The 23,288-nt window shown below is 69.0% G+C and carries 21 protein-coding genes and 1 pseudogene; 9 read left to right on the top strand and 13 right to left on the bottom strand.

All coding sequences use genetic code 11. The features are described 5' to 3' along the window. Positions 1–59: 59 nt before the first annotated feature. From ACFVT5_RS13875 to ACFVT5_RS13850, 6 genes are read right to left on the bottom strand one after another with little or no spacing between them, the layout of a single operon-like run. A complete protein-coding gene (locus ACFVT5_RS13875) occupies positions 60–1,505 on the bottom strand; it encodes an aldehyde dehydrogenase (NADP(+)) (protein ID WP_389885910.1) in 1,446 nt (481 codons plus the stop codon). 9 nt (positions 1,506–1,514) lie between these two features. Then, on the bottom strand, positions 1,515–2,516 hold the full coding sequence (locus ACFVT5_RS13870) for a proline racemase family protein (protein WP_389885908.1): 1,002 nt from the start codon (positions 2,514–2,516) through the stop codon (positions 1,515–1,517). Between the two features lies 1 nt (position 2,517). Further along, positions 2,518–3,447, bottom strand: coding sequence for a dihydrodipicolinate synthase family protein (locus ACFVT5_RS13865; RefSeq protein ID WP_389885905.1), 930 nt, complete (start codon positions 3,445–3,447; stop codon positions 2,518–2,520). 3 nt (positions 3,448–3,450) lie between these two features. Further along, positions 3,451–4,890: an FAD-dependent oxidoreductase gene (locus ACFVT5_RS13860; RefSeq protein ID WP_389885902.1), complete on the bottom strand. Its 1,440-nt coding sequence runs from the start codon at positions 4,888–4,890 to the stop codon at positions 3,451–3,453. Next, complete coding sequence (locus tag ACFVT5_RS13855; protein ID WP_389885899.1) at positions 4,877–5,137, bottom strand: (2Fe-2S)-binding protein; 261 nt, start codon at positions 5,135–5,137, stop codon at positions 4,877–4,879. The genes ACFVT5_RS13860 and ACFVT5_RS13855 overlap by 14 nt, the downstream gene beginning before the upstream one ends. Next, positions 5,134–6,312, bottom strand: a complete 1,179-nt coding sequence (locus tag ACFVT5_RS13850; RefSeq protein ID WP_389885896.1) for an NAD(P)/FAD-dependent oxidoreductase — start codon at positions 6,310–6,312, stop codon at positions 5,134–5,136. Before ACFVT5_RS13850 ends, ACFVT5_RS13855 begins: the two co-directional genes overlap by 4 nt. Before the next feature lie 465 nt (positions 6,313–6,777). On the opposite strand from ACFVT5_RS13850, the gene ACFVT5_RS13845 reads away from it, so the two are divergent. Beyond that, positions 6,778–9,111, top strand: a complete 2,334-nt coding sequence (locus tag ACFVT5_RS13845) for a heavy metal translocating P-type ATPase (protein ID WP_389885894.1) — start codon at positions 6,778–6,780, stop codon at positions 9,109–9,111. Between the two features lie 364 nt (positions 9,112–9,475). Here ACFVT5_RS13845 and ACFVT5_RS13840 read toward each other — a convergent pair. The 3 genes and pseudogenes from ACFVT5_RS13840 to ACFVT5_RS13830 form a co-directional block, all read right to left on the bottom strand. Continuing rightward, positions 9,476–9,660, bottom strand: a pseudogene (locus ACFVT5_RS13840) (transposase); the annotation flags it as partial. A 162-nt stretch (positions 9,661–9,822) separates the two neighbouring features. Then, complete coding sequence (locus ACFVT5_RS13835) at positions 9,823–10,140, bottom strand: metal-sensitive transcriptional regulator (protein ID WP_389885891.1); 318 nt, start codon at positions 10,138–10,140, stop codon at positions 9,823–9,825. Next, positions 10,137–10,538, bottom strand: a complete 402-nt coding sequence (locus ACFVT5_RS13830) for a DUF302 domain-containing protein (RefSeq protein WP_389885889.1) — start codon at positions 10,536–10,538, stop codon at positions 10,137–10,139. The genes ACFVT5_RS13835 and ACFVT5_RS13830 overlap by 4 nt, the downstream gene beginning before the upstream one ends. 120 nt (positions 10,539–10,658) lie before the next feature. Between ACFVT5_RS13830 and ACFVT5_RS13825 the strand changes: the two genes are divergently transcribed. The 6 genes from ACFVT5_RS13825 (at position 10,659) to ACFVT5_RS13800 (ending at position 15,877) form a co-directional block, all read left to right on the top strand. Further along, complete coding sequence (locus ACFVT5_RS13825; RefSeq protein ID WP_389885886.1) at positions 10,659–12,029, top strand: rhodanese-like domain-containing protein; 1,371 nt, start codon at positions 10,659–10,661, stop codon at positions 12,027–12,029. A gap of 30 nt (positions 12,030–12,059) precedes the next feature. Beyond that, positions 12,060–12,425: a rhodanese-like domain-containing protein gene (locus tag ACFVT5_RS13820; protein WP_389885883.1), complete on the top strand. Its 366-nt coding sequence runs from the start codon at positions 12,060–12,062 to the stop codon at positions 12,423–12,425. Further along, positions 12,422–13,165: a sulfite exporter TauE/SafE family protein gene (locus ACFVT5_RS13815; protein WP_389885880.1), complete on the top strand. Its 744-nt coding sequence runs from the start codon at positions 12,422–12,424 to the stop codon at positions 13,163–13,165. The genes ACFVT5_RS13820 and ACFVT5_RS13815 overlap by 4 nt, the downstream gene beginning before the upstream one ends. Before the next feature lie 37 nt (positions 13,166–13,202). Beyond that, complete coding sequence (locus tag ACFVT5_RS13810) at positions 13,203–13,772, top strand: rhodanese-like domain-containing protein (protein ID WP_389885877.1); 570 nt, start codon at positions 13,203–13,205, stop codon at positions 13,770–13,772. Between the two features lie 79 nt (positions 13,773–13,851). Then, positions 13,852–14,310: a cyclic nucleotide-binding/CBS domain-containing protein gene (locus ACFVT5_RS13805; protein ID WP_389885874.1), complete on the top strand. Its 459-nt coding sequence runs from the start codon at positions 13,852–13,854 to the stop codon at positions 14,308–14,310. A 241-nt stretch (positions 14,311–14,551) separates the two neighbouring features. Then, positions 14,552–15,877, top strand: coding sequence for a phosphoribosyltransferase family protein (locus ACFVT5_RS13800; RefSeq protein WP_389886651.1), 1,326 nt, complete (start codon positions 14,552–14,554; stop codon positions 15,875–15,877). A 195-nt stretch (positions 15,878–16,072) separates the two neighbouring features. Here the strand turns inward: ACFVT5_RS13800 and ACFVT5_RS13795 are convergent, their stop codons facing one another. From ACFVT5_RS13795 to ACFVT5_RS13785, 3 genes are all read right to left on the bottom strand, one after another. Then, positions 16,073–17,104 (bottom strand): glycosyltransferase family 2 protein, encoded by a 1,032-nt coding sequence (locus ACFVT5_RS13795; protein ID WP_389885872.1) that lies wholly within the window; start codon positions 17,102–17,104, stop codon positions 16,073–16,075. Positions 17,105–17,162: 58 nt separating this feature from the next. Beyond that, complete coding sequence (locus tag ACFVT5_RS13790; protein ID WP_389885869.1) at positions 17,163–19,631, bottom strand: glycosyltransferase; 2,469 nt, start codon at positions 19,629–19,631, stop codon at positions 17,163–17,165. A gap of 154 nt (positions 19,632–19,785) precedes the next feature. Then, positions 19,786–20,172, bottom strand: coding sequence for a hypothetical protein (locus tag ACFVT5_RS13785; RefSeq protein ID WP_389885866.1), 387 nt, complete (start codon positions 20,170–20,172; stop codon positions 19,786–19,788). Positions 20,173–20,743: 571 nt separating this feature from the next. Between ACFVT5_RS13785 and ACFVT5_RS13780 the strand changes: the two genes are divergently transcribed. Next, positions 20,744–21,124, top strand: coding sequence for a hypothetical protein (locus tag ACFVT5_RS13780; protein WP_389885863.1), 381 nt, complete (start codon positions 20,744–20,746; stop codon positions 21,122–21,124). A 402-nt stretch (positions 21,125–21,526) separates the two neighbouring features. Here the strand turns inward: ACFVT5_RS13780 and ACFVT5_RS13775 are convergent, their stop codons facing one another. After that, positions 21,527–21,739, bottom strand: a complete 213-nt coding sequence (locus ACFVT5_RS13775; protein ID WP_389886708.1) for a hypothetical protein — start codon at positions 21,737–21,739, stop codon at positions 21,527–21,529. Here ACFVT5_RS13775 and ACFVT5_RS13770 point away from each other — a divergent pair. Beyond that, a complete protein-coding gene (locus tag ACFVT5_RS13770) occupies positions 21,696–23,030 on the top strand; it encodes a serine/threonine protein kinase (protein ID WP_389886648.1) in 1,335 nt (444 codons plus the stop codon). The two genes, ACFVT5_RS13775 and ACFVT5_RS13770, sit on opposite strands and share 44 nt — an antisense overlap. The last annotated feature ends 258 nt before the right edge of the window (positions 23,031–23,288 follow it).

Raw genomic sequence — 23,288 nt, 5'->3', positions numbered from 1 at the left:
TCACACTGCACCCAGCGCGAAAGAGGTCGACGGTAACAACTGTGTTTCGGCCAACTGTGTCAGGCGGAGTGGTTTCCCCAGTTCAGCGATTCACCGGCAGCCGCACGGCGCTGGGGAACGCTCCAGGGGTTGTCATCGCGCAGCGCCGCAGGCAGCAGCTCCGGTGGGCAGTTCTGGAAGGTCACAGGGCGCAGGAAGCGCTGGATCGCGGCTGTGCCGACGGACGTCGTCGCTGGGGCGGTGGTGGCTGGATATGGACCCCCGTGCTGCATCGCGGGAGTCACCGCGACACCCGTCGGCCAGCCGTCGAACAGCAAACGGCCCACGCGTTCCCTCAACACCGCGACGAGCCCGCGCAGCCACGCGTGGTCCTCCCCGGCGCCGCGGTGCACCGTGGCCGTCAGGGCGCCCGGGAACAGCTCGCCGATCGCCTCCACCAGGAGGTCGGGCCGGTCCGGGGCGTAGCGCACGACGATCGACAGTGGACCGAACGCTTCGTCCAGCAGTGTGCTCCGTTGCGTCAGCAGATCGTCCAGGCCCACCTCCACCAGAGTCGGTGCGGCCCGGCTCCCGCCGTCCGGTTCGGCCTCCACGGCCCCCTCGGCCAGCACGGACACACCCCGGGACGCGAGGACGGCGGCGCGGCGCTCGGTGTAGGCGTTGGCTATGCCCTGGTGCAGCATCGGATGGCTCGGCACCGCGTCCGCCGCCGAGCCGAGCCTCTGAGCCAGGCCATGGTCCTCCGGGAGAAACAGGAAGCCGGGTTTGGTGCAGAGCTGCCCGGCCGATCCGGAGACGCTGGCTACGAAACCGGACGCGATCGCGTCGGCCCGCTCGGCCAGCGCGCCCGGCGTCACCACGACCGGGTTCACGCTGCCCAGCTCACCGTAGAACGGGATCGGGCGAGCCCTCCCGGCGGCGATCCCGGCGAGCATCCGGCCGACCTTGAGGGAACCGGTGAACGCCGCCGCGGCGATCCGGTCGTCGCGCAGCAGCCGTACGGCGTCGTCCTGGTCGAAGACCACTTCGAAGGTCTCCGCGGGCAGGCCGGCCCTGACCAGTGCGGACCGCACCCTCTCGGCGGTCAGCGCCGAGAGTCGCGGATGGCCGGGGTGTGCCTTGAGGACCACCGGACAGCCGGCGGCCAGTGCGGAGGCCGTGTCGCCGCCGGCTACCGAGAACGCGAAGGGAAAGTTACTCGCGGCAAACACCAGCACGGGCCCCACCGGCAGGTTGAACCGCCGCAGGTCGGGACGAGGGCCCAGGACGAACCCCGGGTCGGCCTCGTCGATGCGCACGTCAAGGAACTCACCCTCGGCGCAGACATCGGCGAACATCCTCAGCTGCACGACCGTGCGTTTCAGCTCCCCGGTCAGCCGCGCCTCGGCCAGCCCGGTCTCGGCCATCGCCAGAGGTATCAGTTCGTCGGCCGCGGCCGACAGCTCGTCCGCTATCGCGGTGAGCACACCCGCCCGCTCGGACGGCGAGGTCTCGATCAAGTCCATACGTCTTCCTCAGAACTCGAAGCCGGCCGGGTACGGGTCCGACGGGTCCACCATGTACTGCCCCAACCCAGTGACCCAGGCGCGGCCTGTGACGGTCGGCACGACGGCGGCGTGCGGGCCGACCGTCGTCTCCCTCAGCAGCCGCCCGGTGAACCGACTGCCGATGAACGACTCATTGACGAAGTCGGCGCCGATCTCCAACTCGCCGCGGGCCCACAGCTCCGCCATGCGCGCGGACGTGCCCGTGCCGCACGGCGACCGGTCGAACCAGCCGGGAAAGATCGCCATGGCGTGCCGGGAATGCCGGGCCGTCGAGCCGGGTGCGATGAACTCCACGTGGTGACAGTGGTCGACCCCGGCGATCTCCGGATGCTTCGGCGGCGCCTGGGTGTTGATCGCCTCCATGATGGCCAGCCCCGCGGTGAGGATCTCGGTCTTGCGGGCCCGGTCGAACGGCAGCCCGACCGCGTCCAGATCGACCATCGCGTAGAAGTTGCCGCCGAAGGCCAGGCTGTATGGCACCCGCCCGAACCCCGGCACCTCGATCGTCGCGTCCAGCCGGTCGCTGTACGCCGGCACGTTCTCCAGCGTCACCGAGTCGGCGTGCCCTTCGCTGACCTGGACCGTCGCCACCACCAGTCCGGCCGGGGTGTCCAGCCGGATGGTGGTGACCGGCTCGCTGACCGCGACCATGCCGGTCTCGACCAGCACCGTGGCCACGCCGATCGTGCCGTGGCCGCACATCGGCAGACAGCCGGACACCTCGATGAACAGCACCCCGAAATCGGCGTCCGGCCGGGTCGGCGGCTGAAGGATGGCCCCGCTCATCGCGGCGTGCCCGCGTGGTTCGTTCATCAGCAGCCGGCGAACATCGTCGAGATGTTCCATGAAGTACAGTCGGCGTTCGTTCATCGTCGCGCCGGGGATGACGCCTATCCCGCCGGTGACGACGCGGGTGGGCATTCCCTCGGTGTGCGAGTCGACCGCCGAGAACAGCCGCTTCGCCCGCACGTCAGACCGCTTCCACGGACAGTGCGGCGATTCCGGAGATCGCCCGTTCCATGGCGGCCCGCACCTGCTTCTCGTGGGCCGGGGTGAGCGGCCCACGCGGCGGACGGCACGGGCCGCCGAACCGGCCGACCATGTCCATCCCCAGCTTGATGGCCTGTACGAACTCCGTCCGAGAGTCCCAACGGAACACCGCGACCAGTTGCTTGTACAGCTCACGAGCCTGCTCGTACCGGCCGGCCACCATGTGGTCGTAGATCGCGACGGACTCCGCCGGGAAGGTGTTGGGGAAACCGGCGAACCAGCCGACCGCGCCGTCGAGCATCAGCTCAAGCAGCACGTCGTCGGCGCCCGCGATGACGTCGATGTCGCACAGCTCACTGATCTCGAAAGCCCGCCGGACGTCCCCGCTGAACTCCTTGATCGCCACCACCTCGTCGATCTCGGCAAGCTCCGCGACCAACTGCGGCACGAGGTCGACCTTGGTGTCGAACGGGTTGTTGTAAATCATCATCGGCAGGCCGACCTCGGCGATGTGCCGATAGTGGTCGACCACCTGCTCGTCACTGGCCCGGTAGAGGGTCGGCGGCAGGGCGAGCACGCCGTCGGCGCCGTCAGCCTTGGCCAGTTCGGCCCAGTGCTTGGCCTGGTGCCAGCCCGCGCCGTGCACGCCGGCCACCACCAGTCCGCGCCCGCCCACCGCCTCGACGGCCACCTGCACCACGCGGCGCCGCTCCTCGTCGGTCAGCGACGAATACTCGCCCAGCGAGCCGTTCGGCCCGACGCCGCGGCAGCCGTTGCTCATCAGCCAGTCGCAGTGCTCGGCGTAGCGGTCGTAGTCGACGGCGAGCCCCGCCGGGGCGGAGCTGTCCGCCTTGTAGGGCAGCGACGTTGCGACGATGACGCCGCCGAGGTCGAATTGCTTGCTGGTCATGGTCTACCTCTCATCAGTGGGGTCGTGTTCCGTAGGGGCCGTGTTCACTGGGGTCGTGTTCACTGGGGTCGTGGCGATTTCGCCGAGCCGGACCGGGACGACGATCGGGCGATTCGCCATGCGTCCCGGATCCAGGGGGGTGTTGGGGAGGAGGTCTTCGACGTTTCGGCCGCAGGTGCGGCCCTGGCACATGCCCAGGCCGGCGCGTGAGCTGAGCTTGAGGGAGCGCAGCCCGCAGGTCTCGGTCGCGGTGGCTGCCTCGCGCAACTGCCCGGCGGTCACTTCCTCGCAGCGGCACACGATCGTGCTGTCGCCGACCCAGGACTTCCATCCGGGCCGGATTCCGTGAGCGCGGTGCATGCGGTCGGCGAAGACTCGGTGGCGGGTCACCTCGGCGGTTCCGGCGGACCGGCCTGCCGCGGCCCGTCCGGCGGCCTCACCCTCGACGAGGGCCAGGTCGGCGCCGCCGATACCGGTGATCTCGCCTGCCGCGTAGACGCCGGGCACGGAGGTGCGCTGTTCGTCGTCGACGCGCACGCTTCCGTCAGCGGCGAGCGCGCAGCCCGCAGAGATGGCGACCTCCGTGCGCGGGACGAATCCGTGACCGACACACACCGCGTCGACTTCGATACGCCGCTCGGTACCCTGCCTAGGCGTCCAGTCATCGGCGATCCGGGCCACGGTGACCGCGGTCACCCGGTCCTCACCGTGCGCGGCCAGTACTGCCGCGCCGGTGCGAAAAGGAACGCGTTGTGCGGCCAACGCGCTTACGTATCCGCCGAGTTCAGCCGACTTGGACTTCAGGTCCTTCAGCCTCATCTCGTGAGGGCGGGACAGCCAGCCGCGGGCGATCCGCCGCCAGCTGCTCGCCTCGACGACACCGACCACGGTCGCGCCCACGTGGATGAGGCCGGTGGCAACGGGAAGCAGGAACGGCCCGGTGCCCGCGACCAGGACCCGCTTGCCCACGGCGACATGCTCGGCCTTGGCCATCGCCTGCGCAGCGCCTGCCGTATAGACACCCGGCAGGTCCCAGCCCGGGAACGGCAACGTGCGCTCGTGCGCTCCGGTGGCGAGCACCAGAGCGCGTGGTTCGAAGACGCGGCGGCGACGGTCGCCGCCGTCGGCCGGGCCGACCAACGCGTGGACGACCGGCGGCATGGTGTCGCGCCGGTCCACCGCCCAGACCTGGGCGCCGGTGACGACCTCGCAGTCAGGATCTTCCGTCAGCGCGACGCGCAGCGCGGTGAACCGGTCCCACTTGTGCTGGAGCGCGCGGCTGTCCGCATCGGAACTCCCGGCCGGCGGATGTCTCCAGAACTGACCGCCCACCACAACCGACGCGTCGAGCAACACGACCCGGGAGCCTGCCTGCCGGGCACCCCGGGCCGCGGCCAGCCCGGCCGGCCCGCCTCCGATCACCAGCACGTCAACGCTCGTCATCGGCCGCCCCTGTCTCGATCACATCGCCGTCGGCCACCAAGCGCTGGCAGGCACGCACATCACTGAGCCCGTTCACCGTCACCAGACAGTCGAAGCAGACGCCGATACCGCAGAACAGACCACGAGGCCGGCCGGTCCTGGCGGTCGTGCGCCAGGAGACACGGCCACGCGACATGAGCAGCCCGGCAACCGTCTGCCCTTGCCCGGCACGCAGCCGTTCGCCGTCCAGGGTCACGGAGATCTTCATCCGTTCGTTTCCTCCTTCAGGGACGAGCGGGTCACGGCGTAGGGGCCGGCCGGGATCTCGGGCTCTGCCCCGGTCATGAGCGCACCGATCAGTTCCGCCGTACCGGGAGCGAGCCCGATGCCCGCGCCCTCGTGCCCGGTCGCGTGCCACAGGCCGGGCAGGCGAGGATCGGGACCGATGACCGGCAGGTGATCGGGCACGAACGGCCTGAACCCGCCGTACGCACGCATGACCGGAACGTCTGCCAGGAAAGGAAAGAGAACCATGGCCTTGCCGGCCAGTTCGCCGACCACCGCGGCCTCGATCCGCTCGTCGAAACCACGTCGCTCACGCGACGAGCCGATGAGCACGGTCCCGGCCGCCGTCGACTCCACGACACTGGACGTCTGCAAGGCGGCGTCCCCCGACTCGACGGCACCGACATAGTCGGCGTCGTACACCTTGTGGCGGATTCGGCGAGGCATCCGTGCGGTGACCAGCACGGTCCCCCGTCTGGGCAGAACCGGAAGACGAACACCGAGCCTTCCGGCGACCTCGGCCGACCAGGGCCCGGCGGCCACGACCGTATGCTCGGCGCTGAATCGCCCAGCAGTGGTCTCCACGCCGACGAGCCGCCCTTGGGACACGATGCCGCCGAGAACGGTGACACCCTGCCGTACCCGCGCACCGTGCCGGCGAGCCGACGCGAGCAGAGCCTCGGTCGCGACGGTCGGCTGAACCTGGGCGTCGCCGGGATAGAAAACGGCCCCGGCGACGTGCGGCGTGAGGTCGGGTTCCAGCTCGGCAGCTTCCACTGCCGTCACCGGTCGCGCGTCGACACCCACACTCCGTTGCGTCGCCGCGAAGGCGAGCAGAGCCTTCGCCCCCGCCGCGGTCGTCGCGACCACCAGACCACCCTTCGCCTCGAACTCAAGGTCAGGGAAGCCGGATCCCAACTCAGCGGGAAGCTCTTCGGCGAGTGCCGTCCAGTGGCGGCCGGACATCACCGCGAGATCGAGTTCAGCGCCAGGGCCTTTGTCGGAGACAAGGATGTTGCCCTCACCGCTCGACGACGTCCCGCCGGCGGAAGCGCCACGATCCAACACGGTGACCCGGAACCCGCCCAGGGCCAACCGCCTGGCTACGGCGGCCCCGACGATACCGGCCCCCACGACGACGACGTCCGAACTCTGCATTTCAGTAGCATGTCACATGCCACGTTCCATTAATAGACATGCCGCAGGAATATACGTGCACGCCACCACGAGTCTCGCCGGTGAGGCTGCGGTCCTCAAGACAGTGGCCCGGGAGTGCACAAGGGCGACGGCGCTCGTGTCGGGGGGCGAGATGGCTCGCGAACTGCCCTGCCGACGGTGCGGGCGGTCCTGGAGCGGATCTGCGGCGGCCGACCATCGCGTCCCGAGTGGAAGTGGACATCACCGCGCTGGACTCCGTGGAGGAACTTCGGGGGGAACTGACTGATCGGGGCATCGTGTTCTGGCCCTCCAACCTCGCCGACGGTCGGACATGACAAGCACGCGCCACACCGGCCGTCCGGCCCCGAGGCAGGACCGGACGGCCTCTGCCGCCCGGATCAGCTGCCGCGATGATGGAAAGGGACCCCCCGAGCGGTCGCCACTTCGCACGGACCGAGGTGCGCCATGAACCACACCGCAGCACGACTGCGCCACCTGACCGCCGCAGTCGTTTCCCCACGGCTCGAACCGGTCCTCCTGGCCGTCACAGCGGTGGCCCTGACGGGTGGCGGTATCGCCTGGCTGGCCGATGCCCGCGGTCTCGCGGACCTGTTCTGGGCTCTGGGTACCGTGTCCGCCGTGATCCCCGCGATCGGGTGGGTGCTGGCCGCGCTGAAGCGCGGGCAGGCGGGTGTGGACCTGATCGCCGTACTCGCGCTCGGCGGCACCCTGGCCGTGGGCGAATACCTGGCCGGCGCACTGATCGCGCTCATGCTCGCCACCGGCCGCACCCTGGAGACGGCCGCCCAGCGGCGCGCCTCCCACGACCTGCGTGCCCTGCTGGAGCACGCGCCGCGCTCGGCGCGCCGCCGCACGGACACCGGGGTGGCCACGGTGCCGCTGGGCGAGGTCGCCGTCGGCGACCTGCTCGTCGTCGGCCCCGGCGAGGTCATTCCCGTCGACGGCCGTGTGGAGAGCACCGCCGCCGTCCTCGATGAGTCGGTGCTCACCGGTGAGCCCCTACAGGTCGAACGACCCCGGGGCGAGACGATACGAAGTGGCGTGGTCAACGCGGGCGGCGCCTTCGAGCTGCGCGCCACCGCTGCCGAGCAGGACAGCACGTACGCCGGAATTGTACGGTTGGCCCAGCAGGCCGGGGCGGAGTCCGCGCCGGTAGTGCGGCTGGCCGACCGGTACGCGGCCTGGTTCCTCCCCCTGTCTCTCGTGGTGGCGGGCCTGGCCTGGCTGATCAGCGGCTCCGCGGTGCGCGCGGTGGCCGTCCTGGTCGTCGCCACCCCGTGCCCCCTGCTGCTGGCTGCCCCTGTCGCCATTGTCTCCGGCCTGTCCCGGGCCTCCCGCCTCGGCGTGGTCATCCGCGACGGAGGTGCGCTGGAGAACCTCGGCCGCGCCCGCACCCTCCTGCTCGACAAGACCGGCACCCTCACCCGCGGCCGGCCCCGTGGTCTCGACGTCACGGCCGCGCCCGGCCTGAAACCGACGCAGGTGCTGCGCCTGGCGGCTTCCGTGGACCAGTACTCGCCTCACGTCCTGGCTCAGGCCATCGTCGACACTGCCCGGGAACGCAACCTGGAACTGTCGGCCCCGACGGACGTGACCGAGGAACCCGGACGGGGTGCCACCGGCACCGTGAACGGGCACCGGGTCTCCATCGGCCGCCTCGGTCCCGCAGACGCACGGCCCACGTGGGCCAAGGCAGTTGACAACCGCGCGCTGCTCGACGGCGCGGCCGTCGCCTGGCTCACCATCGACGGACAACTGGCCGGTGCCGTCCTGCTGCGCGACCCCCTGCGTCACGACGCCCCGCGCACCCTGCGCCACCTGCGGGCGGCCGGCTTCGAGCGGCTGCTGATGCTCACCGGCGACCGCGCCGCACCCGCCCGCGAAGTCGCCGCCATCCTCGGCTTGGACGACGTACGTGCCGAACTCGGCCCGGCCGACAAAGTTGCCGTCGTGCGCGCCGAGCGTGAGGCCGCGGTCACCGTGATGATCGGCGACGGAGTCAACGACGCCCCTGCCCTCGCCGCCGCCGATATCGGTGTCGCCATGGGCGCCCGCGGCTCCACCGCATCCTCAGAAGCCGCCGACATCGTCTTGACCACCGACCGCATCGACCGCATCGACCGCCTCGCCGACGCCGTCACCATTGCCCAGCGCGCCCGCCGCATCGCCGTCCAAAGTGCCCTTGGCGGCATGCTGATGTCCCTGGCCGCCATGGCCGCGGCGGCCGTCGGACTACTCCCGCCAGCCGCCGGCGCACTGCTGCAAGAGGGCATCGATGTCGCCGTCATCCTGAACGCCCTGCGTGCCCTGCGCGTCGACCAGGCCGCACGCCCGACCCTCACACCCGCAGCCGAAGCCCTCATCCACCGCTTCGCCGCCGAACACGACGACCTCCAGGATGTCCTCGACGCCGTACGCGCAGCGGCCGACCGCCTCTCCGACACACCCGGCCCCGAGGCTCTCGCCACGGTGGAGGAGACACATCGTCTGCTCACCGCACGACTGCTGCCTCACGAATACGCCGAAGAACATCAGCTCTACCCCGCCCTCGCCCCGACCCTAGGTGGCTCCGAGACCACCGCCACCATGAGCCGCGCCCACACCGAGATCGAAAGGCTCTCCCGCCGCATCGCCACCCACCTGCAACTGGCCCACGCGAACGGCGGCCTGGCCTCCGAACAACTCGACGACCTGCGCTCCTGTCTCTACGGCCTGAACACCATTTTGCGCCTTCACTTCACCCAGGAGGAGGAGAACTACTTCTCTCTCGCGCCGTAAAACGCAGACCAGTTACGGTTCCCGCCCCAGAGCCGGGGCGGTCACTGGCACACCGGCCGTTCCGCTCACACCCCGGATGGACCGTTGCAAAGCGTGCAGGCGCTCGGTCGTGGAACGAGCATCGGACGGATCATGATGCACCGCCACCTCGCACGCGACTACGAGACCCTGCCCGCCAACTTCGACGCCCTCTCGGTTTAGCGGTGGGCGGCGGGGCATCAGTGGGTCCCTTGCTCCCTGCCGCCCACGGTATGTGCTCCGTCAGGCCCGGTCGTCCAGGTCTCATGCTTACGCTTCCGGTCCGACCAGGCCGAAGTCGTCCTGGTTCAGCTCTGCCTGGACCCAACGCTCGGCGACGTCGGCATCCGTCCGTCATCGCTGAAATTCGGATCCCTGCCAGCGCGCGACGCAGCCGGGCGACGTCGATCCGTCCGTTGTTGAAGCCGACGTAGAGGCCCCATGTCCGCGTCGGTGTTCCGGCGCAAGCGCCAGGTCGACCAGCGCCCGTACCGGCCCGTCCGTGCACAACAGCGCGTCGCACAACTCAAACCACTCCCGGAACCGGCCCTGTTCCACTTTTGAGTGAGAGCTGGTTCTGACGGTGAATCGGACGTCCGGGCCGTTCGCGTGGACCGTTCCCGATCTTGCGCCGAGAGCCTTTCTGGGAGCGTGGCGGACGGCCCAGCCCTGCTGTGGGGCGGGTGACAGTGATCAGGCCAGGGTGAGGAAGAGCTTCTCCAGTTCTTCCTCGTTCATGGCGGGGGTGCCGCCGTCCTCGGGGGCGGTCAGGCATTCCCGCATGCGACCGGCGATGATTTTGAATCCGGCGCGGTCCAGTGCGCGGCTGACGGCGGCGAGCTGGGTCACTACGTCTCGGCAGTCGCGGCCTTCCTCGACCATCGTGATGACTCCCGCCAGCTGCCCCTGTGCACGGCGCAGGCGGTTGAGCACGGCGCGGGCGGAGGCTTCGTCCTTGGCGGTCACGGCCTCGGCGGTTTCCGGGGCCGGGTTCGGCAGGGTCGGGTTCATCCGTTGAGCTCCTTGGCGAGTTGGGCGAGCGCGTTGTCCAGCCTGTGGGTGGCCTCGTCCGCGACAGGGGTCATGATGTCAAGGCCGGTCGGAGTGACCATGGCGGCGGGGTCCAGCGCCTGGACCACCGTCTGCGATCCCTCGGTGCGAATCACCACGTTGCAGGGCAACAGGAGCCCGATGCCCCGGTCGGCGTCGAGGGCCCGCTCTGCCAGCCGTGGGTTGCAGGCCCCCAGGATCAGGTAGTCCTCCATCTCCCGGCCGAGCTTGGCCTTGAGAGTTGCGGTCACGTCGATCTCGGTGAGCACTCCGAAACCCCGTGCGGCAAGGGCTTGCCGGGCGGCGGCCACGGTGCGGGCGAAGTCGGCGTGGACACACACGGTCCGGTCGTATCCCATGCTCTTCCTTCCCCAGCCTGGACGGACGAGGCGATTCCCCTCCGACTATACCCCCGGGGGTAATCTGTTACGGTGAATTCAATACCCGGGGGGGTATTCATCCGAGGAAGTGAGCCGTAGATGTTCTTCGTCGACACCATCGGGACCGAGGGCCTGGGCAACCGGCACTATCTGGCCGGGGGCGCCCGTGCCGCAGTGGCGGTGGATCCGCCGCGTGACATCGACCAAGTGATCGCGGCTGCCGCACGGCGCGGAGTGCGCATCACACACGTGGTGGAGACACACATCCACAACGACTATGTGACCGGCGGCCTGGAACTGGCCCGGCTAACCGGCGCCGCCTACTTGGTACCGGCCGCCGCCCAGGTCTCCTTCGCCCGCATTCCGGTCAGTGACGGCGACGTGATCGAGCTCGACCAGGAACTGTCCGTGCGGGCTGTGGCCACCCCCGGTCACACCCCACACCACACCGCGTACGTCCTGGAGGACCGGGGGACGCCGATCGCCGTCTTCACCGGCGGTTCCCTGCTCATCGGCACCGTGGGCCGCCCCGACCTGGTCGAACCCCGCCTCACAGAACACCTTGCCCGTGCGCAGCACGCCTCCGCGCACCGGCTCGCCGCGGAACTGCCCGATGACACCTCGGTCCTGCCCACCCACGGGTTCGGCAGCTTCTGCTCTTCCGGCCAGGCCGAGGGCGACGCGAGCACCATCGGCCGGGAGAAGACCGTGAACGCCGCCCTGGCCCAGGACGTCGACTCCTTCGTCGCCGACCTGCTGGCCGGCCTGGAGGACGTTCCCGCCTACTACGCGCACATGGGCCCGGCCAACTCCGCCGGCCCGGACCCCGTCGACCTGACCACCCCCCGGCGTGCGGACGCCGAGGAGATCGCCGACCGGCTCGCAGCCGGTGAGTGGGTCGTGGACGTGCGCAACCGTGTCGCATTCGCCCAGGGCCACGTCGCCGGATCGTTCAACTTCGAAGCCGACGGCAAGATCGCCACCTACCTGGCGTGGATGATCCCCTGGGGCAAGCCCGTCACCCTGCTCGCCGAGACACCCCAGCAGCTTGCCGAAGCCCAGCGCGAACTGGTGCGGGTCGGGATCGACCGCCCCGCAGCCTCAGCGACCGGCGGCCCGTCCGACTGGCTGCGCCCCGGAGATGCCCCGGCCTCGTTCCGCCGCGCGGTTTTCGCCGACCTGGCAGCCGAGCTTTCTGAGGCAGCGGAGTTGCCGGTGGTCCTGGATGTGCGCCGCGATTCCGAGCGTGCCGGCGGGTACATCGAGGGCTCGGTCCACATTCCCGTACACACGCTGCACAAGCGGATCGACGAGGTGCCCGCGGGAGAAGTGTGGGTTCACTGCGCCGGCGGCATGCGGGCCGGCATCGCGGCTTCTTTGCTGAACGCGGTCGGGCGGGACGTGGTCGCCGTCGACGACGGCTTCGACCAGGCAGCAGACGCCGGCCTGACCGTCCGCACCGCCACCTGAACCCTTGTCGACACCGCGAGGAGTCCCGCCATGTCCATCTTCCGTCCCAGTCAGGGCCCCGGCCGCCTTCCCGTCGTGAAAGCCCACCGCATGCTCCAGGAAGCCACCGCCGTCCTGCCGGCCTTGCGCGAGACCGAGGAATGGCGGGCCGGGCACATCTCCGGCGGACAGCATCTGCCGCTGTCCGGACTGACGGCCGGAGCAAAGGTATCGAGCGCGTACGCCGGCTCGCGCCTCCTGCTGGTCTGCCGCTCCGGACAGCGCTCCCAGCACGCCGCCCACCTGCCGGGTCAGCGGGGCATGGACGCAGTCGAAGTCACCGACGGTTTGAAGGCATGGGTGCGCCAGGGACTGCCGGTCCAGGACACTGTCGGGGCAGCGGGAACCGTCACATGAGCGTGCTCATCCTCGCTTTGGTGGCGGGGGCGGTGGTCGGCCTGGCCCTGGGGGGACTCGGCGGGGGCGGCAGCGTGCTGGCCGTGCCCGCACTGATCTACATGCTCGGCTTCAGCCCCGTCGCCGCCACCACCGCGAGCCTGATCATTGTCGCCACGACATCCGTCAGTTCTTTGGTCGCCCACGCCCGGGACGGCAACGTCCGTTGGCGGGCCGGACTGCTGTTCGCCGCCGCGGGCATCGGCCCCGCCATGCTCGGCGCCCTCGCTGCCAGCCGCATTCCGGCCCCAGTCCTGACCGTCGCGTTCTCGGTGACCGCCGCACTCGCGGCCTGGCGGATGCTCCGCCCCGGACGCCCCGCACCAGATCGCCCCGTACGGCCGGCCAGAGCCGCAGGGGCCGGGGCCGGGCTGGGAGCCGTCACCGGCGGGCTCGGCGTCGGCGGAGGCTTCCTCGCCGTGCCCGCCCTTGTCGGCGTTCTCGGCCTGCGCATGAAGGCCGCCGTCGGAACCAGTCTCCTGGTCATCATCATCAACTCGGTCGCCGCGCTCGCCACCCGCAGCGGCACCGCCGACGGCCTCGACTGGGCCGTCATCGCCCCCTTCACCGGAGCCGCAATCCTCGGCGCCTGGGACGGCAAACGGCTCGCCACGAAGATCCCCGGCAACCGCCTGCAGCACGTCTTCGCCTACGTCCTGCTCGCCGTGGCCGCCTTCATGCTCCTCGACAGTCTCATCTGATCCAGCCCCACCCGAACCGAAGGACAGAACAAACCCCATGAACTCGACTCTCACCACCAGTGTCGTCCGTGAGCGCCTGCACACCCTGGTTGTCATCGACGTACGCACCCCCGGTGAATACGCCGACGGACACCTGCCCGGCGCGTACAACATCCCCCTCGACGATCTGGAACATGCCCTGCCCACCCTCCGCGAGGTGGCCGACCGCGGCGACCTCCTCATGGTCTGCGCCTCCGGCACCCGCTCGCAGAACGCCGGCACCACGCTGTCCCGCAACGGCATACCCGCCGCCAGCCTCGAAGGCGGGACCGCCGCCTGGGCCTCGGCGGGAGAAGCACTGCACCGCCCCGCCACCACCGCAGCGCCCAAATGGGCCATGGACCGCCAAGTCCGTCTCACCGCAGGCTCCGTCGTCCTGCTCGGACTGCTCCTCAGCCAGGTGATCCATCCCGCCTTTCAACTGCTCTCCGCAGGCATCGCCGCCGGCCTCGTCTACTCCGCCCTCTCCAACAGCTGTGCCATGGCCACCCTCCTCGGGAAACTCCCCTACAACCGCACCAAGCGCACCGACCGCACCAACACCCTCGCCGCGCTACGGAACAACTGAGGCTCAGCAGGCCGGGCGGCACCCTACGTGCGCATCGAGGGAGGCCGTTCCGGGCAGGTCCTCGCTGCCCGGTCCGACGATGAGCACCTGCTCCGGCCCGGACAGTGACGCCCGCCGCTGGGCCACCTTGCCCCTGCGGGACGTCGCCCGGCTGATGAACGAGTACGGCGTTGGCGCCGTGGTGATGACGGAGAGCGGGTTACCGGCCGGGATCGCCACCGACCGCGACCTCGCTCTGCGCGTCCTGGCCGACGGTCTGGACCCGGAGTCTCCCGTGAGCAGTGCGATGTCGACCCCAGTGATCACGGTGGATGTGAACGACGGAACGCAGGAGGCATACCGGATCTTCCGTCGGTGTGGCGTTCGTCGCCTGCCTGTCCTTGCCGAGCGGCAGGTCATCGGGGTCCTGGCCGTCGACGACATGCTCATGGACGTCTTCCGCCGGATGGCCGACCTGCTCGGCGGTCCCATCGCCTGGAGCGTCCTCGAAGAGCCTCCCGGCCCATCGGGGCAAGAGGCCGGGCCAGGCATCTCATAAGCGACGCTGACCGGTCTCATCCCGGGCCGGAGCGGGGCGCGGGACGACGGCTACGGGGCAGCGCGGTTGCGGATTGCCTGCCCAGGAGTGAGCTGCCCCCTCCTCGCGTTCCACCCAGCATCCGAGAGGTGGTAGGAGCACGTCAACCTGCGGTGCACGTCCCTTCTCAGCAGGAGCGAGGATAGAAGTTAGGGGCACGGCGTTGCCCGCCGAGCCCCCTCAGGGACGAGGAGGTCGGATCGTGTTCTTCATGGATCGCCGTGACGCCGGCCGACAGCTCGCGGCCCGGCTGGAGCACCTCAGAGGCGAGAATGTCGTGGTGCTGGGACTGCCTCGTGGAGGGGTTCCGGTGGCCGCCGAGGTCGCCGAAACGCTTGGCGCGCCGCTGGATGTCTGCCTGGTGCGAAAGCTGGGCCTACCGTTCCAGCCGGAGCTGGGGATGGGAGCGATCGGCGAGGGCGGCGTCAGCGTGATCAACAACGACGTGGTGCGCACCGCGCGAGTCACCCCCGAGGAGCTTGCCGAGGTCAGGGCCCGTGAACAGCAGATATTGGAAAGCCGTGCCCTGCGCTACCGGGGCGGGCGGCCACCAACCGGGCTCAAGGGCCGCACGGCGCTGGTGGTCGACGACGGGGTGGCCACGGGGTCGACGGCGCACGCGGCCTGCCGGATCGCTCGCGCCTGCGGAGCGGCCCGCATCGTGCTGGCGGTCCCCGTCGCGCCACAGGACTGGACCCAGTGGCTCGGCGAACAAGCCGACGAACTCGTATGCCTGCTCGCCCCGTCGAACTTCGCTGCGGTCGGACAGTTCTACGTCGACTTCTCACAGATCGACGACGATGAGGTCGTCGCCTGTCTGAACGCTGCGGTCGCTCCCCCGCTGAGCGCCCTCCGGCCTGAGCCGCGTCGCGCTGGTCCCATGGATCGCGAGGTGGATGTGCGGGCCGGATCGGTGGTGCTGCGTGGGCAATTGACGGTGCCGGACGGTGTGACCGGGATCGTGGTGTTCGCGCACGGCAGTGGCAGCAGTCGGCACAGCCCGCGCAACCGGTTCGTGGCTGCCAGGCTGAACCGCGCCGGGCTGGGCACCCTGCTGTTCGACCTGCTCACCGAGGAGGATGCCTCAGACCAGGAAAACGTCTTCGACATCGGCGGCCTTGCTCGGCGTCTGGCGGACGCCACCGACTGGCTGCACGGACAGCCCGGGATACAAGGGCTCGCGATGGGGTACTTCGGCGCCAGCACCGGCGCCGCCGCCGCGTTGTGGGCGGCTGCCGAGCCGGGCGCGGGGATCGCCGCGGTCGTCTCCCGGGGCGGCAGGCCCGATCTGGCCGGGCCACGGCTGGCCATGGTGACGGCGCCCACGCTGCTGATCGTGGGGAGCCACGACCCAGTGGTACTCGACCTGAACCGTGAAGGACAAGCGCAACTCCGCTGCGAGAACCGGCTCGTGACCGTTCCCGGTGCCACCCACCTCTTCGAGGAGCACGGCGCCCTGGAGAGGGTCACCGAACTGGCCCGAGACTGGTTCACCGACCACATGACCCCGGCTCCGCATACTGCTTGAAGGCGTGCCCGGTCACGGATCGACGCCCTGGGCAGCGACCAGCGCGTGCGCCGGGTCGCTGGGGGCGGCTGGAGTACGGCGGTCGCCGAGGACGTCCTCGGCGACCGGGGTGCCGAGCCGTCAGCCCGCCCCCGCGTCAACTTCCGTGCCCGCCGTGACGTTCATCCGCTGCGTGTCCCGCCGCTCCACACCACGTCAAGGCATCACCTGCGCTGAAGTTGCCTGCCGGTCCGCGCTTTTGCCGGCCGGATCACCCTCGCCGCCGCTGTCGATCACTGCCTGGGGCTGGGCACCGGGGTCGGCCTGGCTCGGTAGATTCTGCTCCGCCAGGGCCTGCTCCAGGCGCTGGATGCGGTAGCGCTGCTTGCGCGCGATACGTTGCAGGTCCATGACGGAGCGGAGGAACTGGTCCATCTCCCCGGCCCGGCTGAGGATGTCGTCGGGCACCCGTGCATCGTTCCGGTGGGCGTCCTCCTCCTGTTCGAGCAGGGCCTGCGCCCACGCTCTGGTCAGGGGTTTGAACGAGGTGGGATGGTTGGCCACGATCCGGGCCCGGACGGTGAGATCGTTCTCGGCCGCTTCCACGTGCAGGCCGGTGTCCTTGTTGCGTGCCCCGAACAGCGGCTCGGGAATGTGGTGGGCGACGAATCCCCGCTCGACGCAGCCGATCCAGAAGTCCCAGTCCTCGCCGGCCCGCATGCGCTCGTCGTAGCCGCCGACGGCCTCCCAGGCTTCGCGGCGGTACAGCGAGCAGTAGAACATGATCAGCCGTTGGAGCAGCAGTTCCCTGCTGTAGGGCGGGAGCGGCAGCACCTGCGGCGGCACATCCTCCTCGTCGGTGAAGACGAAGAGATCGGTGGAAGCGATCGTGATGTCCGGCTCGGCGTCGAGCAGGGCAACGGTCTTCTCCAGCATGGTGGGGGCGATCACGTCGTCGGCGTCGAGGGGCAGGATGTAGCGGCCTGCCGCGGCGGCGATCCCGGCGTTGCGTGCTGCGGAGACCCCGGCGTTGGCCTGGCCCAGCAGCCGGATGCGCCGGTCGGGATGCCGGTCGATGAACGCCCGGGCCACGGCCGGGGAGCCATCGGTGCTGCCGTCATCGACGATGACGGCCTCCCAGTCGACAAACGTCTGCCCGAGTACGCTGTTCAGCGTCTGTGGCAGGTAGTGGCCGTAGTTGTAGCAGGGGATGACCACCGAGACCGCAGGTGCGTGATTGACACTCATTCGTCGTCCTTCCCTCCGGGCGCGAGCACCGGGTGGCCCTGCTCGGCAGGGCGCCTGTTCAGGCCGTCGGTGTGGCCGGTCGGCCGACCGGTTCCGACCAGTGGTGGGGGTGCACCACTTCGAGTCCGGGCAGGGCCCAGCACGTGGTACCCATGTCCTTGGCCAGGGCCGCCAGGCCCTCGGTCTCGATGAGGTGCTGGTACGGGACCGTCGGAAACACCAGACCCGCGCGGTGCAGGTCCGCCCGTACCAGCAGGACCGTGCCGCCGACCGAGTCGATGCGGACGAGTTCGTGCCCGCCGAGCTCGTCGAGATGGGCCCTGCCGAATCCCCTCGGGGGTTGCAGAATTCCGTCGCGGATCCACTGGGCCCAGTTCAGGCCGCGTGCTTCTGGGCGCAGAAGGAAGGTGTTGAGGTCGTACGTGGGTCCGTTCGGCTCGCTGACGCAGTGCGGTACGACGATGTCCTTCCGCGCTGCCAGCAGCCGCTGGATGAGATCGGGTGGGTAGCTGGTCACGTCAACGTCGATCCAGAGCACCCACTGCTCGTCGGTGAGGGCCCGGGAGAGCAGGTGGTTGCGCACCCTGGCCAGCGCGGCCCTGCGCTCGCGTTGGACGCCCGGCTCCCAGCGCTGTCCGGGCAGGCGGACCCCGGCGTCGTGGCGCACGAGCGTCACCCGGCGGTACTGCTGCTCCAGGTCGGGCAGCGCGCGCTGAAGCACGTCCCAGGTGTCGTCCTGGCTGTCGCCCTCAAGCAGGCCCAGGGAAATCGCCTCTTGCGGGTAGTCCAGGCCGCGGAGGTTTCCGAAGTAGTCGGGCAGGAATCGGGCCGCGTCCTTGACCGGGGTGAGTACCAGGATCGGGGGACGGTCAGGCATGGGCGCCGGGGCCGGTTCACTGATCACCCATCGCGCCCGGTGCAGCCGCAGGGCGTCAACGCCCGGCTCGGGTCCTGCATCCGTGCCGACGCCGGCACCCGTCCCGGTACCGGTGTCGGTACCGGTGTCGGTACCGGTCGTGGCGTGGACGAGGTCCTCCGGGCCCAGCGGTACCCGTGCGGCCATGGCCAGAAGCTGCTCGGCATAGTCACTGCCGGTCCAAGTCTGGGGCGCGACATCGAAGATGCGCTGGAAGTGGGCGGGCTCGAACGTGTTGTTCTCATGACACACATAGGTGCACAGCTCCGGTACGTCGACCGAGACGACCCGGCTGTTGCTCACGACGTGGGCAGCGACGGGAGTGTCCTCGCCTCGGCGTTGCTCCGGATAGCGGGGCACCGCGGCCTTCGCGCAGAGCATGGTGCCCTCCCACACGCGTACATGGGAGATGGCAAGCTCACGGCGGGCGGGCCGCCACAGTCGCTGCCGCGCGAGGAAGCATGCCTCGGCGCCCAGTGCGAGGACCGCTGCCACCTGCACCTCGACCCGCTCCGGATCGTAGAGGTCATCGTCGTCCCACTGACACACATACGTCCCCGCTGCCCGGTCCACAGCGATGTTGCGCAGCGCCCCGAGCGGTTGCCCGTCCGGTGGGAGCCGGTGGTAACGGATACGCGGGTCATCGAGACCCTGAACGTGCTGTTCCAGTGCGTCGTCCGGGCTGTCGTCGACCACGACCAGCTCTTTGTTCGGGTAGGTCTGGGCGAGGAAGCACTGGATCGCACGCTCGGCCAGTGCTGGGCGGTCCTTGGTCACCATCAGGCAGGAGACCGTCGGCGCCGGTGCGCCCGATGCCCAGCGGCGGCGCTGCGCTTCCAGGTCGAAGGCCCCGTCGGCGAGGGGGCGCAGGCCCTGGCTGGAATAGAACCTCACCCTCGTGTGCCGCGGGGTCCGTGGCGCCCACGATTCTTCGGCAGCCCAGACGCCGGCACTGTGATGCACGGCGTAGGCATGGTCATGGTCGGTTTCCTGCGGCCCGAACAGCTGGATCGCGAAGGGGTTCACCTTGGGGTAGAGCAGCTCCGAGCCCACCACGGTGATCGAGTCGGGCTCGGGTGCGCTCTCCAGCGCACGCGTGAGGAAGAAGGGACCCGACGCATCCAGAGCATTGGGCAGGAGATGGGTGCCGACAAGCTCCCGCTGCACGTGTGCCCAGAACGGATGCCCCGGCGTGGAGGCAATGAATGCGTTGCCCACGATGCGGCCCATAGCCCGCTGACGCGCCAGCGGAAGGCGGGTGTGCAGTGACGGCTCGCACCCGAGCACGAGTCTGCGCCCGGTGAGCAGTTCGCCCACCGGACGCAGACACTCGACATCCAGATCGACGTACACACCGCCGAAATGGTCGAGCAGGAAATACCGGATGGCGTCGGCGCGCATGAGCGGGTCGGGGTAACCGTCATAGACCGGAAGGAACCACGGATAATGTTCCTTGAGGAATGATCGGCTTTCCACATCCGTCCACAGTCGGTATTCCCAACCCGGATGACAGCGCTTCCAGGAATCCACCCAATTCTGCCACCGGGCAGGCGCTTCAGCGTCCACCCAGGTCTGGTGGATCAGTTCGGGAACACTTCTCTGCGTGGACATTTGCGCCGGGACCTCCATCATGCGACCGCGTTACCGGGTACAACGAAAGGCGGGGCACCCAGGCAGCGGGATCGGCGCCGTTTTCACCCGTACAGACGTCATGATCAGAGAATTCCCGGCACGTTCCCTCAAGCCTCCACCGGCCCGGCCGGCGTCAGCGCCTGATGTTGGCGCAGCTGGCGCTCGGCCCCTGGGCGTCCTCGATGGGGAAGAAGATCACGTTGCCCACGGCGCTGAGGGCGGCGACGGCGTTGCAGTTGTTCACCTGCGGGCCATGGTGCTTGCCGAAAGCTTCGTCGAAGTTCAGGCAGCTGGCCGTGGGGCCGCCGATGATGTCGACAAGGGAAACGCTGTTGCAGTTGTTGATCTGCGCCCCATTGTTGATCTGCGGCCCATCATCCCCGCCGCCGCTGGCGTCCGCGCCGCCTGCCCCGAGCACCACGGTTCCTGTAGCGGCAACCAGGAGTGCAGCAGTCCTACCAATTCCCATAGCGATCTCCAGATTCTCTTCGTGGCTGGACCGTTCGTCCAGATACTCCATGAAATGCCGGGCAATTCCAAACTCCAACCGCATGTTTCACCCGCGCGGCAGAACATTAATGGGCCCGGGGCGCGCCAATTGGCCGTCAATCGCACCGCCAAAGAGCGCAATTTTCATATCCGAACATCTGCTGACGTGTCGCCATTCACCCGGAAGGCCCGAGGGGCATGCGCAGGAATGCCAGCAAATGCTTTACCCCTGAGAGCGGAACCCGAATGCGTGATGTCGCGGCCAGATGGCACGAAACGGCCTCTGGTGGCCGAGGGTGCCATCGTTCAGCAGCTCCGGGCCCTGCTGAACGATGACACCCTCGGCCACCAGAGGCCGCCGCCCGCCGAGAGAAAGCTCCGGGTGGGTAATCAGCCTGAACGCCTCTCTCGATGATCAGGAAGAAGAAAGGCGCCGACGGATCTCAACGCCTGAGGTTCTCACACGTGGCACCCGGTGCGTCAAGCCCGATCGGAAGGATCTGCCGCTTCCCTACGCTCATGACGGTGATTACCTGACAGTTATTCACCTGCACTCCGTCACCGTGGGGTTGACCCGAAGTCTGCGCATTTACGCACCTGACTTGCGGCCCACCAAAAACACTAATAAGGGTGAAGCTGGTGCAGTTGTTGATCTGATCTCGGCCACCCTTGCCATGAGAGCCGTCAGCCTGTGCACCGCCTGCTCCCAGCACGACGATTCCCGCCGCCGCAGCCAGGACTACAGCAGTTCTACCGATCTTCATAGGAAGCTCCAGGTCGTCTTCATCGCTGATTTCGCACGGCAAGTTCTTCCATGGATTGACGAACAAGTCGAATCACCTCACCGCTCAGTTCACCCGCCCAACACAGCCATGGTTAAAGCAGTTCACGGCCCGGATGTGACAATCGATACCCACGTCACAGTGGTTGACTTTGGCATCGGCCCGCCCAAAGCGCCTGCATGCACCGGCCCTTTGGCCTGATCAGGTACCGCTGTTCCTCGGCAGTCTTCTATCGGCACGATCACTCGGAGGAGGTAACTGCGCACGGGCCGCAGGGCGACGATGCGAACAGCGATCTCCCGGCCTCGGTGATACGGGAGTCTGAGCCGACGCAGGTCGCCGTCGACGTGTTCGACCATCTCGCGGCGATCCCACATCTTCCGCGCGGTCGGCGATCCCGCGAGGATGTCGCGCTCCAGTTGCCGCAGAGCCGAACACGACCCCTCGGCGGCCGAGAATGGTGCCGCCACACAAGGGCGACGCGACAAAGCAGGATCGTTCCGCCTGACGGCAGGCGGAAAAGGAGTCCCGGTCAGAGGGAAGCTGACCGGGGCTCCGGCTTTTGTGCCGGGATCAATCCTGGCACCGTCCCGGGCTGGAGACTCAGGCGGGCTGGTCCACCACCGTCAACAGCCGCTGCGGCTCGCGGGCGGCCTGGGCTGCCTCGCCGACGTCACGGCTCAGACGGGTCAGCAGGGCGAGCGCCGACTCCCCTGAGCCTGGCTGAGTCTGCAACCCCGTGGCCAGGAATTTTTCCTCCTTCGTGTGCTCTGTGGTTCTGTGGTTCGCCAGCAGCAGGGACGGAAGTGTTCGCAAAGGGGGAGGCGTAGCAGTGAGAGACCAACTTCTCGGGGGCCGTTACCGGTTGGTGCGAGAGCTCGGCGAGGGTGGCATGGGGCAGGTGTGGGAGGCGCAGGACGAGACGCTGGGGCGTCCCGTCGCCGTCAAGCTGATCTCCCAGCTCGCCGGTGGCGGAAGTCGCGGCAATCAGGAACGCGCCAGGTTCCTGCGTGAGGCACGGATCACTGCCCAGTTGCAGCATCCCAACACTGTGACCGTCCACGATCTCGGCGAGACCGGCACGGGGAATGACCGTGTCCCGTTCCTGGTGATGGAGATGGTCCGCGGTGAGGGCCTGGACGCGGTGTTGAACCGAGGCGCCGTCGCTCTGCCGGACGTGGCCCGGTGGGGCGCGCAGATTTGCGAGGCGCTCGACGACGCGCACAAAGCCGGCATCATGCACCGGGACATCAAGCCGTCCAACATCTTCGTCACACCGTCCGGCGTCGTGAAGGTCCTCGATTTCGGCATCGCGAGGGCAGCCGATCCCATCGCGACCCGGGTCACCAGGACGGGCTTCATCGTGGGCACGCCCGCGTACATGGCCCCCGAACAGGCACGCGGCTACCCGGAACCCAACAGCGACCTGTACGCCCTGGGCTGCCTTCTCTTCGAGCTGATCACGGGCCGGCCGCCGTTCCAGGCCCCCGATGCCCTGGGCTACCTCACCGCGCACTCCACCCAGCAGCCGCCCACGCCCAGCTCGGTGGCCGAGGGCGTCCCGCCCGACTGGGACGATCTCGTGCTGACCCTGCTCGACAAAGACCCCGCCCGGCGGTACCCGGATGCCGCCGCCCTCGCGCAGGCGCTGCGGCAACTCGACACTGGCCCGTTGGGCCCGTTCCACATCTGGACGTTCGCCAACAGGAGCCTGGACGTCTGGGGCGTCAGCACCGAGGACCATACGCGGATCGTCCAGCACAGTTGCCACGGTGGGCCGAACCAGCAGTTCACCTTCCACCCGGTCGGTGACGGGCTGTACGAGATCAGGACGTTCGCCGGCAAGTGTCTGGACGTCTGGGGTGCCAGTACCGAGGACTTCACACAGATCGTCCAGTACAGCCGCCACGGTGGGGCGAACCAGCGGTTCTCCCTCCACCCGGTCGGCCAGGGCCTGTTCGAGATCGGAACGTTCGCCGGCAAGCGGCTGGACGTCCTTGAGGCCCGCACCGACGACCACGCGCCGATCGTTCAGTACACCCGTCACGGCGGGCCGAACCAGCTTTTCCGCCTCGTGCTGGTTGGCTCGGAGAACCTGCCTGAGTAGCAAGTTCCCTTCCCTGTAAGTGTGTTGGGGCGGGGCCTTGCTGGGGAATCCGCGGCCGAAGCCGATGTCGACGCCCCTGTCGTCGCCACAACGCGGGCTGCACGGCCAGGTGCCGGAGGCACGGGGTGGCTGATCAGCACTGGTTTGTTCTCGGAAGGAGCGGCCACCGGGCATCCTGGGCATCAAAGGGGGAAGGCAGTGCTGTCTCGTCAACTGGTCATACGGATCTCCGCAGTTGCGCTAGCTCTAGCTGCCGCT

The organism is Streptomyces sp. NPDC058001 (assembly GCF_042886315.1).
In the GTDB taxonomy this organism is placed as follows: Bacteria; Actinomycetota; Actinomycetes; order Streptomycetales; family Streptomycetaceae; genus Streptomyces.
The sequence above is the reverse complement of the archived record's forward strand: the minus strand, read 5'-3'. Positions and strand labels throughout refer to the sequence as shown.

Coding starts and splice junctions, on each gene's coding strand:
- ACFVT5_RS13875 (WP_389885910.1), bottom strand. CDS start 1,505: ATGGACTTGATCGAGACCTCGCCGTCCGAGCGGGCGGGTGTGCTCACC.
- ACFVT5_RS13865 (WP_389885905.1), bottom strand. CDS start 3,447: ATGACCAGCAAGCAATTCGACCTCGGCGGCGTCATCGTCGCAACGTCG.
- ACFVT5_RS13860 (WP_389885902.1), bottom strand. CDS start 4,890: ATGACGAGCGTTGACGTGCTGGTGATCGGAGGCGGGCCGGCCGGGCTG.
- ACFVT5_RS13855 (WP_389885899.1), bottom strand. CDS start 5,137: ATGAAGATCTCCGTGACCCTGGACGGCGAACGGCTGCGTGCCGGGCAA.
- ACFVT5_RS13850 (WP_389885896.1), bottom strand. CDS start 6,312: ATGCAGAGTTCGGACGTCGTCGTCGTGGGGGCCGGTATCGTCGGGGCC.
- ACFVT5_RS13845 (WP_389885894.1), top strand. CDS start 6,778: ATGAACCACACCGCAGCACGACTGCGCCACCTGACCGCCGCAGTCGTT.
- ACFVT5_RS13835 (WP_389885891.1), bottom strand. CDS start 10,140: ATGAACCCGACCCTGCCGAACCCGGCCCCGGAAACCGCCGAGGCCGTG.
- ACFVT5_RS13830 (WP_389885889.1), bottom strand. CDS start 10,538: ATGGGATACGACCGGACCGTGTGTGTCCACGCCGACTTCGCCCGCACC.
- ACFVT5_RS13825 (WP_389885886.1), top strand. CDS start 10,659: ATGTTCTTCGTCGACACCATCGGGACCGAGGGCCTGGGCAACCGGCAC.
- ACFVT5_RS13820 (WP_389885883.1), top strand. CDS start 12,060: ATGTCCATCTTCCGTCCCAGTCAGGGCCCCGGCCGCCTTCCCGTCGTG.
- ACFVT5_RS13815 (WP_389885880.1), top strand. CDS start 12,422: ATGAGCGTGCTCATCCTCGCTTTGGTGGCGGGGGCGGTGGTCGGCCTG.
- ACFVT5_RS13810 (WP_389885877.1), top strand. CDS start 13,203: ATGAACTCGACTCTCACCACCAGTGTCGTCCGTGAGCGCCTGCACACC.
- ACFVT5_RS13805 (WP_389885874.1), top strand. CDS start 13,852: ATGAGCACCTGCTCCGGCCCGGACAGTGACGCCCGCCGCTGGGCCACC.
- ACFVT5_RS13795 (WP_389885872.1), bottom strand. CDS start 17,104: ATGAGTGTCAATCACGCACCTGCGGTCTCGGTGGTCATCCCCTGCTAC.
- ACFVT5_RS13790 (WP_389885869.1), bottom strand. CDS start 19,631: ATGTCCACGCAGAGAAGTGTTCCCGAACTGATCCACCAGACCTGGGTG.
- ACFVT5_RS13785 (WP_389885866.1), bottom strand. CDS start 20,172: ATGGAGTATCTGGACGAACGGTCCAGCCACGAAGAGAATCTGGAGATC.